We start from the raw sequence: 15,541 nt of genomic DNA, 5'->3' as shown, positions 1-15,541 counted from the left end.
ACGTCAGGTGCGACTTCCCCATCGACCTGGTGCGGAGGATCCTGACCCGAGGGGCCACGGAACCATCGGTATGCGATTGTGATGTCCCGACGGGACACGCCCATTATGCAGCGCTGCGGCTGGGAACGGCAAGGAACCGACCCCGATCAGTGCAGGACGGCACCGTCCGCGTCGACCGGGTGTCGCTCCCCCGCGGTGATCGGCACCGGGACGCGGTTGTCCTCCGGTGGGATCGGGCACGCGTACTGGTACGAGAACGCGCACGGCGGCAGGACCAGCAGGTTCCAGTCGAGCTCGACCGTCGCCTGCATGCCGGGGTCGTCGAGGTACAGGAACCGACCCATGGAGTAGGTGCTGCCCGGGTCGTCCTCGGGCAGGGCGCTCGTGGCGTCCTGCACGATGAGCTGCAGCCGTGGGGCTCCGCGGTGGGCAGCCGACCGGACGGCGACGAACCGCACCGTTGCACCACCCACGACGGTCTCGATGTGTCCAGCGACCGGCAGGGCGTCGCCGGCGGCGTCGCGGACGCTGCCACGGGCCTCCAGGTCGTCTCCCACCAGCGGGACGTACGTGCCGGACGTCACCCAGTCGCCGGACCACGCGAAGCGGGCGATCTGCGCGAAGCGGGCGATCGACTCGGAGGACGGGTCCCAGACGCGCAGGGTGTCGCCGCTGACGGTGCCGGCGAAGCCGTCCGGCAGCGCGACGGTCGACGGCACGACGGCGGTGTCCCCGGCCACCAGGACCGTGCCGTCGACCGGGACGCCGTCGACGACGACACCGTCGGCGGCCTCGGCCGTCACGGTGAGTCCGCCGACGGCCGGGGCCCACGTCCCGGGGACCGGCCAGACCGGCTGCGGCTGGTCGACGTGCTGGGCGTTCACGAGGGCGAGCGGCCCTCGGGCACTGCGCGCCCAGCGGTCACGGTCGTGGACGTGCTCGGCGAAGGCGGCGACGACCGCGTGGTCGGGTGCGCCGGTGCCGCTCGTCACGCCTGCTCCTGGCGGGGGTAGATGACCTTCTGCACGATGATGATGACCGACGCCGCGACGGGCAGCGCCACGAGCGCGCCGAGCACGCCGCCGATCGTGCCGCCCGCGACCGCCGCGATGACCACGAGCGCGCCGGGCACCTGGACTGCACGCGACATGATGCGCGGGGAGATCAGGTAGGCCTCGACCTGCATGTAGACGAGGTAGTAGATGGCAGCGGCGAGGGCGGTCGCCGGCGACGCGAAGAAGCAGAGCAGCGAGATGACGATCGCGGCGGCGAGCGTGCCGACGAGCGGGATGAGCGAACCGAGGAACGCGAACGACGCGAGCAGCACCGGCAGCGGCGCGCCGATGATGAGCAGGAAGAAGAAGCTCAGGATGCCGTTGATCAGTGCCTGCGAGACCTGCCCGACGACGTAACGGCCGACAGCCTGCGTGATCTGCTCGCTCACGTCGATGAAGTTCTGGCGGCGCGACGCCGGCACGAACCGGTACGTCGCACGCTTCATGCCCCGCATCGACGCGAGGAAGTAGAGCATCAGGATGATGACGATGAGCGCCCCGGTGACCCCGGACAGGATGCCGCTGCCGACCGCCAGGATCCCGCCGCCGACGCTGAGCAGGTTGCCCGGCTTCTCGACGAACGACTGCAGCGACTGCAGGGCGTGGTCGATGTCGAACGACCCGGCGAACTGCTTCGACAGGTCCTGCACCCACTGCTGCTGCGAGATGTCCTGCACGATGTCGGGGAAGTTCTGGATCAGGTTCGACGCCTGCTCCACCAGGATCGGCACGACGGCGAACACGATGCCGGCGAAGGCCCCGAGCACCGCGACCACGACGATCGTGATGGCCGACCAGCGCGGGATGATCCGCTCCAGGAACGACACGAGCGGGTCGATGCCGAGTGCCAGGAACAGTGCGACCCCGATGTAGACCAGGACCGTGCTGAGCTCGTTGATGATCGCACCGGCGAGCAGCGCGACGAGCACACCGATGGCACCCATGAACCCGAGACGGAAGGCGTTCACGCGCACACCGGTACCGCCACGGGTCACCTCGAAGGTGACGTTCGGTGTCGGTGCGTGGTCGTCCTGCGACGTGTCGCGCTTCCTTGGCATGTGCACGTAGGGCGGGCGGGACTCGAACCCGCGGATCGTTCGGTTATGAGCCGACTGCCTTGACCAGCTTGGCTACCGCCCCTCGCCGGAGACCCTCAGGCCACCGGCTCACCACGATACAGCGACTCGAACGTCGACAGCGTGCGGTTGATGTCGTGTGCCTCGATCATGGCCAGACTGCGATCCCGCATCGCGACGTACTCCGTCTCGGGCGCGGTGAGCACCGTCGTGAGCTTCGCCGCCAGGTCGTCCACGTCGCCCGGGGTGAACAGGTACCCGTTGCCGTCGATCAGGTGCGGCAGCGCCATCGAGTCGGCGGCGACGACCGGCAGCCCCGAGGCCATCCCCTCGAGCGACGAGATGCTCTGCAGTTCCGCCGTCGACGGCATCGCGAACACCGTCGCGTTGGTCAGGGCCTCCTGCTTGCGCTCGTCGGAGACGAACCCCAGGAACCGCACACGGTCCTCGAGCCCGAGCTCCTTCGCCAAAGCGGTGAGCTTCGGGATCATCTCGCCGTCGCCGACGATGGTCAGCGTCGCGGACAGCTCGGCGGGCAGCAGCGCCACCGCGCGGACGAGCACGTCGAGGTTCTTCTCGGGGGCCACACGGCCCACGAAGACGATGTCGTTGTTGACCGGGCGTCCCTCGCGCGCCACGTACCGGGACGCGTCGATGCCGCACGAGATCGCGAGGACCTGCTGGCCGGCGATGGCCTTCCGCAGGTAGTCGGCGGCCAGGTTCGTCGGCGTCGTGATGGTGTCCGCCAGCCGGTAGGTCTTGGCGGCGTCGCTCCACGCGATCTTCAGCGCGAGGGGCAGCGTCCACTTGCCGAACGGCGTGTACTCGAGCAGGTTCTCCGGCATGAAGTGGTTCGTCGCGATGACCCGGATGCCGCGGTCGTTCGCCTCGTGCACGATGCCGCGGCCGATGACCACGTGCGACTGGATGTGCAGCACGTCGGGCGTGACGGCGTCGAGGATCGGTCCGGTCCACTTCCGGACGCTCCACGGCCAGACGAAGCGCAGCCACGGGTGCAGCGGCCACTTGTACGACTTCAGGCGGTGCACGACGAGCGTGACGCCGTGGTGCTCCTCGTCGAAGGTGCCGTAGTGGCGGCTCGAGGCCGGGGCCACGACGTGCACCTCGTGCCCGCGCTCGGCCAGGCCGACGGCGAGCTGCTCGGCGAAGGTGGCGGCGCCGTTGACGTCGGGGGCGAAGGTGTCCGCTGCGATCAGCACGCGCAACGGTCGGTGACCGCCCGTCGCTTCCGTCGGTCCGGCGGTGGCGGTGGTGGCGTCTCCTGACACGGCTGAGTTCGTCCTCTCGTGGGCGATGGCTGGTCGGCAGTGACGCTATCGCACCAGGATCGACGGTCGCGTCAGCCGCGCGGATGAGGGCGGCGAGCACCTGGTGCGCGGCGTCAGGCCCGGGTCTGCGGGTGGTGCTTGGCGAGCAGGAACACCCCGGTGATGGCGATGCCCGCGGCCACCACGAAGCCCGCGACCGCGAACCACGGCGCCCCCGAGGCCTCGCCGAGCACGATCACGCCGATGCCGACCGCGACGATCGGGTCGATCACCGTCAACCCCGCGATCACGAGGTCGGCCGAGCCGCTCGAGTACGCGTTCTGCACGAAGTACCCACCGAGCGACGCCGCGACGACCACCCCGACGATGGCGAGCACCGTCAGCCAGTCGAAGGTGCCGTTCACGAACCGGTTCAGCACCACCTTGGCCAGCGTCGCCACGAACCCGTAGAGCACCCCCGCCCCGACGATGTAGTACAGCGCACTGCGGTGCTTGGCGACCAGGCGGAAGGACACCAGCACGAGCACCAGCACGACGGCCAGGATCACCAGCACGGTGACGAGCTGCTGACGGGTGATCGCGCTCTCGTGCCCGACGAACGCCGCGATCCCGACGAAGATGCCGACACCGATGATGCACGTCCACACGGCCCGCCGCGCACGCCGACCGAGCGGCACACCGGACGACCGCGACGAGAACCACGTCGTGATGACGAGGGCGACGGCACCCAGGGGCTGCACGACGATCAGGGGCGCGAACGTGATGCTGATCAGCTGGAGCACCACCGCGATGCCGAGCATGAGCGTACCGAGCACCCAGTAGCCGCTCGAGACGAGCCCGACGACGTGCCGGACGCTCAGCCCCTTCGACTGCCGACCGAGACGCGCCTCGACCCGCTGCACCCCGCGGCTCTGGAACTGCGCCCCGAGCGACAGGAACACTGCACCGATCAGCGCCACCGGGATCATCAGCGCCTGGAACGGCGTGAGGTTGCTCACGGCGTCGGGCAGCTGGAGGTCCGTCGTCACGCGTCGAGGCTACCGTCCCCCGCCGGATAACCTGGGTGAATGGCCGTTCTCCCGATCCGCATCACCGGCGAACCCGTCCTGCACGAGCGTGCAGCCGAGGTCACCGCGTTCGATGACGACCTCCGCACCCTCGTCGCCGACATGCTCGAGACCATGGACCTGGCACCGGGCGTCGGCCTGGCCGGACCGCAGGTGGGCGTCGGCAAGCGCCTGTTCGTGTACTCCTACACCGACGACGACGACGTCCTGCACCGGGGCGCCGCCGTGAACCCCGTCCTGTGGATCACGCCCCCGGTGCCCGAGTCCGTCGAGGAGCTCGACGAGGACGAGGAGTCCGAGGGCTGCCTGTCGATCCCGGGCGAGCGGTTCCCGCTCCGCCGCTCCGAGGGCGCCCTGCTGCGGGCCTTCGACGAGCACGGCACCCCGTTCGAGGTCGAGGCGCACGGCTGGCTGGCCCGGATCTTCCAGCACGAGTACGACCACCTGGACGGCTGGCTCTACGCCGACCGCCTGGTGCACCCCTACGGCAAGCAGGTCGCCAAGGCGATCCGCAAGAGCAGCTGGGGCGGCCCCGGCCAGTCCTGGTTGCCGGGTCGCGACCACCCCGAGGGCTGACGCCCGTCGACGTCGGCACCCGGTGCCGTCCAGCCCGTCGCTGGTCCGGCGGGCGGCCTGGAGGCCCGGCTCAGCCCCGGTAGGCAGTCAGTGCGTCCCGCAGGCGGTCGGTCTCCGGGTGCCCGGGGCAGTACCGCAGGAGCCCGGCGGCCACGTGCGCACCGCGCGCGTCGGCGACCGCCGACGTCCACGGCGCCGAGCCGCGGACCGCGCACGTGCTCGCGAGCTCGACCAGGGTCGCGTCACCGCGCGCCGCCGCCACCGCGGCCTGCTGCTGACTCGACGGCACCGACCCGGTCAGGCGCTTCGCCGAGCAGTCGGCGCGCTCGGCCTCCCACACCGCCGAGTAGGTGGTGTAGGTCTCGCTGTCCGATCCGTCGGCGGCGCAGACGAACGCGAAGACCACGGGCGACGCGCCCGAGCCCAGGCCGGTGTCCGAGCTCGTCGGGTCCTCGGACGCGTCGGTGTCCGGGCCGACGCTGCTGCAGCCGGTGAGCACCGCCGTCACGGCGACGACGACGCCCAGGAGCGTGAGTCGAGGCGAACGGGAACGGTGCACCTGTGAACGCTAACAGCAAGCGCTGCGGACGACCCGTACGGCGGCTCCTGCGATGATGGTCCGGCATCGCCCTGTCCTGGAGGTCCTCATCCCCCGCCTGCACTCCCGCCCCGTCCGTGCGACGGCCCTCGTGGTCGTCGCCCTGGCTGCTGTGTTCGTCGCCTACTGGCACCTCGGCCGTCCGACCATCGTGAACGACGAGTTCGTGTACCTCCGCGCGAGCTGGGCCTACGTGCACGGGAACTTCTCGCTCAACCTCGAGCACCCGCCGCTCGCGAAGTACGTGTACGGCGTGGCGCAGCTCCTGGTGGGACAGGGGCCGCTCGGGCCGAGGCTGGTGGCTGCGACCGCGATGCTCGGCACGGGTGTCGTCCTGTTCCTCTGGCTGCGACGCGAGGTCGGCTTCTGGACCGGCCTGACCGCGGCGGCGATGTGGTGGCTGACGCCGCGTGGCTCGGGCTCGTCCTGGGCGGAGGCCGGGTCGGTCATCGGCGTCCGCATCGACCGGTTCGCGATGCTCGAACCCCTCATGGTCTTCTTCGCCGTCGCCTCGCTCGCCGCGGCCTGGCGCTGGATGCGGACCGGCAACCGGTGGTGGGTGGCCGCAGCGGGTGCGCTGCTCGCACTGTCCGTGACCTCGAAGGTGTCGACGGCGGTGCTCGTCCTCGCCGTGGGAGCACTCCCCCTGCTGTTCCGTCGGTGGCGCGACCTGGGGGTCGGTGCGCTGTACGGCGGCGTCGCGTTCGTGGTCGTGTTCGTGGTCGTCTACCTGCCGGTCGGGCTCTTCGGGGCCATCGGGCAGATGCTCCGGTTCCAGGCGCAGCAGAACGCCCACGGGCACCCGACGACCATCCTCGGGACGATCTACCCGGCGGCACCGTGGTGGGCGAACTTCGCGTTCCTCGCCGACGGCACGGGCTGGTTGCTGCTCACCGTCCTGACCATCGGTGTGGTCGCCGCGCTCGTCGTCCGACCGGACCGCCTGGTCGCGTACCTCGGCATCGCCCTCGGTGTCTTCCTCGTCTTCTACGTCATCGTCGCCAACGTCTCGCTGCCGTACTACTACGACGCGTGGATGCCGTTCATCATCGCCTTGGCGGCGATCGGGTACGGGCGGCTGGCGACCGTCCGGCCGCCCGTCGGACGCATTGCGGCGGCAGTGCTCGTCGCCGCGCTGCTCATCCCCGTCGCACGGCTGGGCGTCGCCGTCGTGCAGACCCGTCCGAGCGGCATCGCGATGTTGACGGACGCGCTCGAGGTCCGTGGCAAGGACGACGAGAACGTCCTGTTCGCCCGGTTCAGCGCGAACACCTGGCGCATCTACTTCGGCGACCGGGGCACGCAGAAGCCGCAATTCGGACCGTTCGACGCGGTGGTGGTCGGCCACGACGACCGGCGCGCCATGCCGGAGCAGGTCCGCACGTTCCTGGCGGAGTACGACGATCAGCTCGAGCACTTCCGGCTCGACTACCTCGATGTCTACGTCACGAAGACCGGCGTGATCAACGACAACAACCGCGACGGCACGCTCAGCATCGAGCCCGAAGAGCCCGACGACCGCTGACCCGCACACGCCGGCGTCCAGGCACACGCCGGCGTCCCGCGCAGACGCCGGCGTCCCGCCAGGACGCACCCGAACCGGCGAGACACCGCCGAATCCGGAGGCGTCTCGAGCACGGGCGGCGTGCATCGAAGACGCCGGCGTCTTCCTCACCGTCCGCAACGCAAAAGGTCCCCACCCCCGAAGGGATGAGGACCTGTCGCTCCCCGAGTTGGACTCGAACCAACAACCTGCCGGTTAACAGCCGGCTGCTCTGCCAATTGAGCTATCGAGGATCACTGTCCGCTGGCGAATGACGTGCGAACAACGGGTAACAGCATAGCAGGACCCCGAGGCCCTCCACCGCATCGGACACGCCGCCCGGGCGCGCCGCGCTCCGAGGCCCCGGTGTCAGTACCCGGCGACCGGGTCGACGACGCCGACGAAGCCCTCGCCGTCGCCCCCGAGGAACGCCGCGGCGTTGAGCCGGACGCGCTCGGCGAGCAGCGGTGCGACCATCTCCGGGGTGTCGGCCTGGTGCGGGGTGATGATCACGCCGGGCTCCGACCAGAGCGGGTGCCCGTCGGGCAGCGGCTCGGGGTCAGTGACGTCGAGGCCAGCCGCGGCGATCTCCCCCGCGCGCAGGGCGGCGACCAGTGCGTCGGTGTCCACGAGTCCGCCGCGGGCGATGTTCACGAGCCGGGCGGACGGCTTCATGATCCGGAACTGCTGCTCACCGAAGAGCTTCGCGGTGCCCGAGGTCATCGCCGCTGCGATCATCACGACGTCGGCGTCGGGCAGGACCCGGTCGAGCTCGTCGGTGGTGACGGTCCGCGCGGCTCCGGGCACGGGCTCGGGCGAGCGGCGCACGACCGTGACGTCGACGTCGAACGGCGCGAGCAGCCGGAGGTACTCGAGGGCGATCCCGCCGGCACCGATCACGATGACGTTCCGCCCGTACAGCGAGACACCCTCGGGCTCGGTCGCCCACGACGACGCACGAGCGCGCTTCTGCAGGACCCGGAGCGTGCCGAGGGTCAACGCGAGCGCGTGCTCGGCGACCGGCTCCGCGTAGGCGCCCTTGGCCGAGGTGAACAGCACGCGGTCGCCGTGCTCCTGGATCAGGTGCGCGAAGGCGTCGACGCCGGCGAAAGGCAGCTGCACCCAGCCCACCCCCGGCGCCGACGACAGCGCGTCGGCGAGGCCGGCCGGGTCGCGAGCGTCAAGCCAGACGACGCCGCGGGTGTCGGCGTCGAGCGGGGCGACGGTGCCGCCGGCCTCGGTCACGGCGTCCACGTGCAGGTCCGTCGGTTCCGGCAGCACGGCCACCGGCCCGGGCTGCGGGGCGTCGATCGGCAGCGGTGCACCCGACGTGGGGACGACGGCGCGGTGGCCGCGGGGGCCCTGGGAAGTGGTGCTCACGCGTTCTCCTGACGGTCGGTGCGCGGGCCGGTGCCGGCGGCGAGCGGACGGCGCGGCGCGGACGAACGGCGGGCCGTCGTCGGTGCCGGGCGACGCTTCACGCCGCGGGCCGCGGTCGAGGCGAGGGTCTTGACGTAGGGGTCGACCGGGTTGTCGAGGACCTCGTCGAAGGTGCCGAGCCCGACGAGCCGGGCATCGGCCATCACGGCGACGCGGTCGGCCAGGGCGCGGGCCTCGCGCAGGTCGCTGGACACGACGACGGCCGAGAACTGCCGGCCGCGCTGCAGGGTCGCCAGGGCCTCGAGCACGGACTGCCGCACGAGCACGTCGACGCCGCGCGCTGGTTCGTCCGCGACCAGGAGCTGGGGCTCGAGCACGAGCGCCTTCGCCAGGGCGACACGCTGGCGCTGACCGCTCGAGAGCTCCCACGTGTTCAGGCGCATCGCCCCGAGCGGCAGGTGCACGGCGTCGAGCAGTCGGGCCACGATGAGCCCGGCCTCGCGCCGGTCGAACCGGCGGTCGCGGGCGTAGATCGGTTCGGCGACGGCCTCGCCGACGGTCAGGTCCGGGCTGAGCCGGTCGGCGCCGTCCTGCGGCAGGTAGCCGATCCGGCCGCTCAGCCGTTCGAGCTTGCGCGACGAGGGACGGAGGCCCCGGGTCTTCTGGCCGAGCACGGTCAGCTCGCCGCCGACGATGTGCCGACGGAGGGCACCCTCGCCCTCGCCGTGGGATCCGAGCTGGCCCGCGATGGCGGCGGCGAAGGTCGACTTGCCCGATCCCGACTCACCGAGCAGGGCGAGGATCTCCCCCTGCCGGACCGTGAGGCTCACGCCGTCGACGGCCCGGATGGACTCGCCCCCGCGTCCGCCCCGGTACTCGATCGACACGTCGTCCGCGACGACCGCCGGTCCGTTGACCGCGATCATGGGTCCCCTTCCACGCCGCCCCCTGGCGGCGGTTCGCGACGGGCCGCCCTGGCAGGTCCGTCGTGCGTGCAGCAGTGGAGACGACCACCCTGGAGGCCCGGCGTGCGTCGACGACGCTGGGCGGGCCTCCAGGGCGGGTCACGTCGGGTCAGGACCCGACGTTCTCCAGTCGCTCCAGCGTACGCCGTCGCTCCGCCTGCTCGGCTGGGTCCGGCACCGGCAGCGACGCGAGGAGCCGCTGCGTGTAGGGGTGCTGCGGCGCGCCGAGGACCTGCGCCGTCGTGCCCGTCTCGACCAGGTCGCCGCGGTACAGCACCGCGATCCGGTCGGACAGCGCGCCGACGACCGCGAGGTCGTGGCTGATGAACAGCGAGGCGAAGCCGAGGTCCTGCTGCAGCTCGAGGAAGAGCTCGAGCACCCGGGCCTGCACGGAGACGTCGAGCGCACTCGTCGGCTCGTCGGCGATGAGCAGCTTCGGCCGGAGCGCGAGCGACCGGGCGAGCGATGCACGCTGGCGCTGCCCGCCGGAGAGCTCGTGCGGGTAGCGGTCGCCGTAGGCGGCCGGCAGCTGCACGGCCTCGAGCAGCTCGTCCACCCGCTTGCGCGCGGCACGGGGGCTCGAGACCTCCTTGTGCACGACCAGCGGCTCGGCGACGCACTCGGCGATGGTCAGCAGCGGGTTGAATGAGGTCGCCGGGTCCTGGAACACGAACCCGATGTCCTTGCGCAGGTGCTTGAAGTCGCGTTCGCGGTACCCGAGCATCTCGGCGCCGAGCACCTTGAGCGAGCCGCCGGTGACCTTCGTCAGGCCCGCCATGGCCCGGCCGATGGTGGTCTTGCCCGAGCCGGACTCCCCCACCAGGCCGAGGACCTCGCCCGGACGGATCGCCAGGTCGACGCCCTTGACCGCCTTGAACGCGGGCGAACCGAGCCGCCCGGGGTACTCGATCTCGAGCCCCTTCGCCTCCACCAGCGGGGTGACGTCCTCGGAGATCGCGGCGCGCCGGGCCACCCCGGTGGACGCCTCGAGCCGGGGCACCGCGGCGAGCAGCCGCTTGGTGTAGTCGGCCTGCGGCGTCGCGAACAGTGCCGTCGCCGTGGCCTCTTCGACGATCTCGCCCTGGTACATCACGGCGACGCGGTCGGCCAGGTCGGCGACCACGCCCATGTTGTGCGTGATGACGACGATCGCGGTGCCGAACTCGTCGCGGCAGCGGCGCAGCAGGTCGAGGATCTCGGCCTGCACCGTGACGTCGAGTGCCGTGGTGGGCTCGTCCGCGATGATGACGCTCGGCTCGAGGGCCAGTGCGCTCGCGATGACCACGCGCTGCTTCTGCCCGCCGGAGAACTGGTGCGGGTAGTGGTCGACGCGGGTCTCGGGGTCGGGGATGCCGACGCGACCGAGGTAGTCGATGGCCTTCGCCCGTGCTTCCTTCTTGGACACGCCGCCGTGGGCACGGAGCCCCTCGGCGATCTGCCACCCGACGGTGAAGACCGGGTTGAGGGCGGTCGACGGCTCCTGGAACACCATCGCGCCGGCGGTCCCGCGGAGCTCGCGGAGCTTCTGCGAGCCGACCGACACGACGTCGGTGCCGTCGAGCAGCACCGCGCCGCCGAGTGTCGCCGTCTCCGGCATGAGCCGCAGCATGCTGCGGGCCGTGACGGACTTGCCGGAGCCGGACTCGCCGACCAGGGCGAGGACCTCGCCGGGGCGGACGTCGAGGCTGACGCCCTTGACCGCGTCGACGGCGCCGCCGTCGGTCGCGAAGGTGACGGTCAGGTCGTCGACGACGACGACCGGCTCGGTGGTGGTGTCGCCCGGTTGCAGGCGGGTGGTCGGGGTCATGCGCCCGTCCCTTCCGTGTCGTTCCCGGCGGTGCGCGGTGCCTCGGGGTTGCGCGTGTCGCGGGGTGCCGCGGCGTCGCGCGTCTCGCGCGTCTCGCGCGTGGACACGAGCTGCTTCAGGCGTCGGCGTGCACGCAGGCGGGGGTCGGAGATGTCGTTCAGGCTCTCGCCGATGAAGGTCACGCCGAGCACGAGCACCACGATCGCGACACCCGGGTAGACACCGGTCCACCAGACGCCGCTCGCGACGTCCGAGAGCGCGCGGCTCAGGTCGTAGCCCCACTCGGCGCCGGACGTCGGGCCGATGCCGAACCCGAGGAAGCCGAGGCCGGCCAGGGTCAGGATCGCGTCGCTCGCGTTGAGCGTCAGGATGAGCGGCAGGGAACGGGTCGAGTTCCGCAGGACGTGCCGCGTCATGATGCGCCACGGGTTCGTGCCCATCACGCGCGCCGACTCGACGAACGCGTCGTTCTTCAGCCGGACGGCCTCGGCACGGACCACGCGGAAGTACTGCGGCACGTAGACGACGGTGATCGAGATCGCCGCCGCGATGATGCCGCCCGAGTAGCTCGAGTTGCCGCCGGAGATGACGATCGACACGATGATCGCGAGCAGCAGCGACGGGAACGCGTAGATGGCGTCGGCCACGACCACCAGGACGCGGTCGAGCCAGCCGCCCAGGTACCCGGAGACCATGCCGAGCAGGACACCGACGATGATCGAGACGATCACGGCGACGATGACGACGAGCACGGCCGTGCGGGCGCCGTAGAGCACGCGGCTGAACACGTCGAAGCCGCCGACCGTCGTGCCCCAGATGTGCTCGGCACTCGGTGCACCGGTGCGCGGGAAGCTCTGCCCGTCCGCGCCCTGCAGCTGACCGAAGCCGTACGGGGCGAGGAGCGGGGCGAACACCGCGACGAGCAGGTAGAGGGCGCAGATGACCACGCCGACGATGAGCATGGCGCGCTGCCAGCCGGTGCTCCGGCGCAGCTGGACCACCACGGGGAGCCGCTTCCAGAGCGGCTCGTGGCGGTCGACGAGGGTGGTGTCGGCCATCGTCAGAACCTCACTCTCGGGTCGATCAGGGCGGCGACGACGTCGACGATGAAGTTGGTCACCGCGACGATCACCGCCAGCATCGCGACGATGCCCTGCACCGCGACGAAGTCACGGGCCGACAGGTACTGGTTGAGCTCGAAGCCCAGACCGCGCCACCCGAAGGTCGTCTCGGTGAGCACCGAGCCGCCCAGGAGCATCGCGATCTGCAGCCCCATCACGGTGATGATCGGCACGAGGGCCGGACGGAACGCGTGGGTGCGCACCAAGCGCGACTCGCGCACACCGCGGGACCGGGCGGCATCGACGTACTCGGAGCCGAGCGACCCGATCATGTTCGCGCGCACCAGGCGCAGGAAGATGCCGGCGGTGAGCAGGCCGAGCGTCAGCGCGGGCAGGACCGCGTGCTGGAGCACGTCGCCGATGACCTGGGCGTTGCCGGTGCGGAGCGCGTCGATGATGTAGATGCCGCTCGCGCCGGGGATGCCGTCGAGGATGAGCGACACCCGGGTCGAGGCGCGGTCGCCGAGGGGCAGCCAGCCGAGCCACACCGAGAAGACGAGCTTGAGCAGCAGACCGCCGAAGAACACCGGCGTGGCGTACGTCAGGATCGCCAGCGCGCGGAGCAGCACGTCCGGCCACTTGTCACGCGTGTACGCGGCGAGCATGCCGAGCGGGATGCCGAGTACCAGCGCGACGATGAGCGCGTAGAACACGAGCTCCGCGGTCGCACCGCCGTACGTGACGATGATGTCGGTGATCGGACGGTTGTCCGTCGATGAGGTGCCGAAGTCACCGCGCAGGATGTTGCCGAGGTACTCGAAGTACTGCACGAGTACCGGCCGGTCGTACCCGGCGGCGTGCAGGCGTTCCTGCAGCTGACTCGGCGTGAGTCGACCGCCGACCGACGCGGTGATCGGGTTCCCGATGACGCGCATCAGGAAGAACACGAGCGTCACCAGGATGAAGACGGTCGGGATGATGAGGAGGAACCTGACGAGGATGTACCGGCCGAGTCCGCCGCCACTGTTCTTGGCACTGCGTTGTGCCTGTGGCTTGGTGGGATCGGTGCCGTTCACGTCCTGCGTCGCCTCGGGAGTGCTGAGGGTCACGGGGTGTGTGCCTTTCGTCGCCGTTGCACAGGCACGCGGGCGTCCCTCGTGGGAACGCCCGCGGCCTGCACGTGGGGCTTGGTGCTACTTGCTCAGGGTGGCGTACCGGAACTTGAACGAGGCGTCGAGGGTCAGGCCCTTGACGTCCTTGCCGGCGACCGCGACGGACTTGCCCTGCAGCAGCGGCAGCGTCGAGATCTGGGTGGCCTCGCGCTCCTGGGCCTGCTCGATCAGGTCGGCACGCTTGTCCGGGTCGGACTCGGCCTGCTCCTTCGCGATGAGGTCCTGGATCTCGGGGTCGTCGTAGTGGTTCTGGACGAAGTTCTCCTTGGTGAAGAACGGCGACAGGTAGTTGTCGGCGTCGGAGAAGTCCGGGAACCAGCCGAGCTGGTACACGGGGTAGGCGTCCTTGGTGCGCTCCTGCGCGTAGGTCGTGTAGACCGTCGACTGGATGTTGACGGTGAACAGACCGGAGTCCTCGAGCTGCTGCTTGAGCAGGGCGTACTCGTCGTCCGAGGCCGAACCGTAGTGGTCGGGCGCGTACTGGATGTCGAGCTGCACCTTGCCCTTGACGCCGGCGTCCGACAGCGTCTTCTTCGCCTTGGACACGTCCGCGCCGCCGTCGCCGTCGCCGTACATCTCCTTGAACGGCTGGACCGCGCCGGTCAGGCCGTCCGGGACCATCGAGTACAGCGGGGTGAAGGTGTCGTTGTAGACCTCCTTCGCGAGCTGGGCACGGTCGACCACGTCGGCAGCGGCCTGACGCACGGCCAGGGCCTTCGCCTCGTCGGCGTCGTCCTGCCCGGTGCCGAACGGCTGCGTCTTGAAGTTGAAGACCACGTAGCGGATCTCGCCGCCGGGGCCGTCGGTGACCTTGAGGGAGTCGTCCTTGCGCAGGTCCGAGATGTCGGTCGGCGTCAGGGAGCGGTACGCCACGTCGACGTCGCCCTTCTGCACGGCGAGCTTGAGGTCGGTCTCCTTGGTGTAGTAGCTGGCGGTGACCTCGTCGGTCTTCGCCTTGCCGAGCAGGCCGTCGTACTTCGGGTTCGTCTTGTACTGGATCGTGTCGTTCTCCTTGTAGGAGCTGATCTGGTACTGCCCGGCGAAGGCCTTGCCCTTGACGATGTCGTCGGCGCTGGTGAGCTTCGTCGCGCTGAAGACGTCCTCGTCGACGATCGGACCCGCGGGGCTCGAGAGCACCTGCGGCCAGGTCTGGTCGGCGTGGTCGAGGTTGAACACCACGGTGGTGTCGTCCGGGGTGTCGATGCTCTTGAGGTTGGCCAGCAGCGACTGCGGACCGTTCTCGTTGTTGATCTTCAGCTCGCGGTCGAACGAGAACTTCACGTCGCTCGACGTGAGCTTGTTGCCGTTCGCGAACTCGAGCCCGTCCTTGAGGGTGACCTCGTAGGTGGTCGGGTTCGTGAACTCCGCCTTCGTGGCGATGTCCGGCTCGACGTCCGGGCTCCCCACGGGCGTGTTCATCAGGAACGGGAACACCTGGTTCTGCACGGCGAAGGAGCCGTTGTCGTAGGAACCGGCCGGGTCGAGGGACGTGATCTTGTCCGTCGTCCCGATGCTCAGGCCGTTCAGTTCGGTGTCACTCACGCTGCTGCTCGCGCAGCCGGTCAGCACCAGCGCCGTCGCTGCTGCACCGGCGCCGAGCGCGATGCCGCGCTTGCCCCACTTGGTCACGGATGCCATGTCCGCTGCCTCTCTGGTCATGATTGCAAGAGTCCTGAGCCGGAGGGTGGAACGTCTGTGTGCCCGGCCAGGAACGCTCATTGGTATCACCCTGTCACGGAACAGAACGAACCGGGGGCGATTTGTTTACACCGCTGTAATGCACGGGGCCGCCGCGTGATGCATGATTCCGCCGGAGTCGAGCGGCGCGTCACGCAGGAAAGTTGCGTGGTGCAACCGGGGCGGGGCTCCCAGCAGGTCGGGCTAGGGCGCAGGAACCGTCGCTCGACAGGGGCACTCGAGCGCTACACCGCCTCCGTTGCACGACGCAACTA

General features: G+C 70.3%; 13 protein-coding genes and 2 tRNA genes. 2 read left to right on the top strand and 13 right to left on the bottom strand.

Annotation, left to right across the window (positions count from 1 at the left end; all coding sequences use genetic code 11):
• Positions 1–146 precede the first annotated feature (146 nt).
• From DEJ02_RS14255 to DEJ02_RS14235, 5 genes are all read right to left on the bottom strand, one after another.
• Positions 147–992, bottom strand: coding sequence for a DUF1684 domain-containing protein (locus DEJ02_RS14255; RefSeq protein WP_111033505.1), 846 nt, complete (start codon positions 990–992; stop codon positions 147–149).
• The gene (locus DEJ02_RS14250; RefSeq protein ID WP_309147174.1) at positions 989–2,023 is read right to left on the bottom strand and encodes an AI-2E family transporter; all 1,035 of its coding nucleotides are present in this window, start codon (positions 2,021–2,023) and stop codon (positions 989–991) included. Before DEJ02_RS14250 ends, DEJ02_RS14255 begins: the two co-directional genes overlap by 4 nt.
• Before the next feature lie 97 nt (positions 2,024–2,120).
• Positions 2,121–2,195: transfer RNA gene (locus DEJ02_RS14245), tRNA-Ile, on the bottom strand.
• 13 nt (positions 2,196–2,208) lie between these two features.
• On the bottom strand, positions 2,209–3,420 hold the full coding sequence (locus tag DEJ02_RS14240; RefSeq protein ID WP_111033504.1) for a glycosyltransferase: 1,212 nt from the start codon (positions 3,418–3,420) through the stop codon (positions 2,209–2,211).
• Positions 3,421–3,533: 113 nt separating this feature from the next.
• Positions 3,534–4,448 (bottom strand): DMT family transporter, encoded by a 915-nt coding sequence (locus DEJ02_RS14235; protein WP_171907811.1) that lies wholly within the window; start codon positions 4,446–4,448, stop codon positions 3,534–3,536.
• 39 nt (positions 4,449–4,487) lie between these two features.
• Here DEJ02_RS14235 and def point away from each other — a divergent pair, with 39 nt between their 5' ends.
• Entirely contained in the window at positions 4,488–5,063 is a 576-nt protein-coding gene (def, locus tag DEJ02_RS14230; protein WP_071405349.1) for a peptide deformylase, read from the top strand.
• 70 nt (positions 5,064–5,133) lie between these two features.
• Here the strand turns inward: def and DEJ02_RS14225 are convergent, their stop codons facing one another.
• A complete protein-coding gene (locus tag DEJ02_RS14225) occupies positions 5,134–5,622 on the bottom strand; it encodes a hypothetical protein (RefSeq protein ID WP_111033503.1) in 489 nt (162 codons plus the stop codon).
• Between the two features lie 52 nt (positions 5,623–5,674).
• Here DEJ02_RS14225 and DEJ02_RS14220 point away from each other — a divergent pair, with 52 nt between their 5' ends.
• Positions 5,675–7,186 carry a glycosyltransferase family 39 protein gene (locus DEJ02_RS14220; protein ID WP_111033502.1) on the top strand — a complete coding sequence of 504 codons (1,512 nt, stop codon included), beginning with the start codon at positions 5,675–5,677 and terminating at the stop codon, positions 7,184–7,186.
• Positions 7,187–7,385: 199 nt separating this feature from the next.
• On the opposite strand, the gene DEJ02_RS14215 is transcribed toward DEJ02_RS14220, so the two are convergent.
• The 7 genes from DEJ02_RS14215 to DEJ02_RS14185 all read right to left on the bottom strand — a co-directional run bounded on the left by DEJ02_RS14215 (position 7,386) and on the right by DEJ02_RS14185 (position 15,227).
• A tRNA-Asn gene (locus DEJ02_RS14215) sits at positions 7,386–7,458 on the bottom strand.
• Positions 7,459–7,573: 115 nt separating this feature from the next.
• Positions 7,574–8,584 carry a D-isomer specific 2-hydroxyacid dehydrogenase family protein gene (locus tag DEJ02_RS14210; RefSeq protein WP_258378745.1) on the bottom strand — a complete coding sequence of 337 codons (1,011 nt, stop codon included), beginning with the start codon at positions 8,582–8,584 and terminating at the stop codon, positions 7,574–7,576.
• Complete coding sequence (locus DEJ02_RS14205) at positions 8,581–9,510, bottom strand: ATP-binding cassette domain-containing protein (protein ID WP_110864664.1); 930 nt, start codon at positions 9,508–9,510, stop codon at positions 8,581–8,583. The genes DEJ02_RS14210 and DEJ02_RS14205 overlap by 4 nt, the downstream gene beginning before the upstream one ends.
• Before the next feature lie 148 nt (positions 9,511–9,658).
• Complete coding sequence (locus DEJ02_RS14200; protein ID WP_110864663.1) at positions 9,659–11,356, bottom strand: ABC transporter ATP-binding protein; 1,698 nt, start codon at positions 11,354–11,356, stop codon at positions 9,659–9,661.
• Positions 11,353–12,414: an ABC transporter permease gene (locus DEJ02_RS14195; protein WP_111033501.1), complete on the bottom strand. Its 1,062-nt coding sequence runs from the start codon at positions 12,412–12,414 to the stop codon at positions 11,353–11,355. The genes DEJ02_RS14200 and DEJ02_RS14195 overlap by 4 nt, the downstream gene beginning before the upstream one ends.
• 2 nt (positions 12,415–12,416) lie before the next feature.
• On the bottom strand, positions 12,417–13,526 hold the full coding sequence (locus DEJ02_RS14190) for an ABC transporter permease (RefSeq protein ID WP_372439454.1): 1,110 nt from the start codon (positions 13,524–13,526) through the stop codon (positions 12,417–12,419).
• Between the two features lie 84 nt (positions 13,527–13,610).
• Complete coding sequence (locus DEJ02_RS14185) at positions 13,611–15,227, bottom strand: ABC transporter substrate-binding protein (RefSeq protein ID WP_071405356.1); 1,617 nt, start codon at positions 15,225–15,227, stop codon at positions 13,611–13,613.
• Positions 15,228–15,541: the final 314 nt, after the last annotated feature.

Source organism: Curtobacterium sp. MCLR17_042 (assembly GCF_003234695.1).
Taxonomy (GTDB): domain Bacteria; phylum Actinomycetota; class Actinomycetes; order Actinomycetales; family Microbacteriaceae; genus Curtobacterium; species Curtobacterium flaccumfaciens.
Note: the sequence above shows the minus strand (reverse complement) of the source record. Positions and strands in the feature narration are given on the sequence as shown.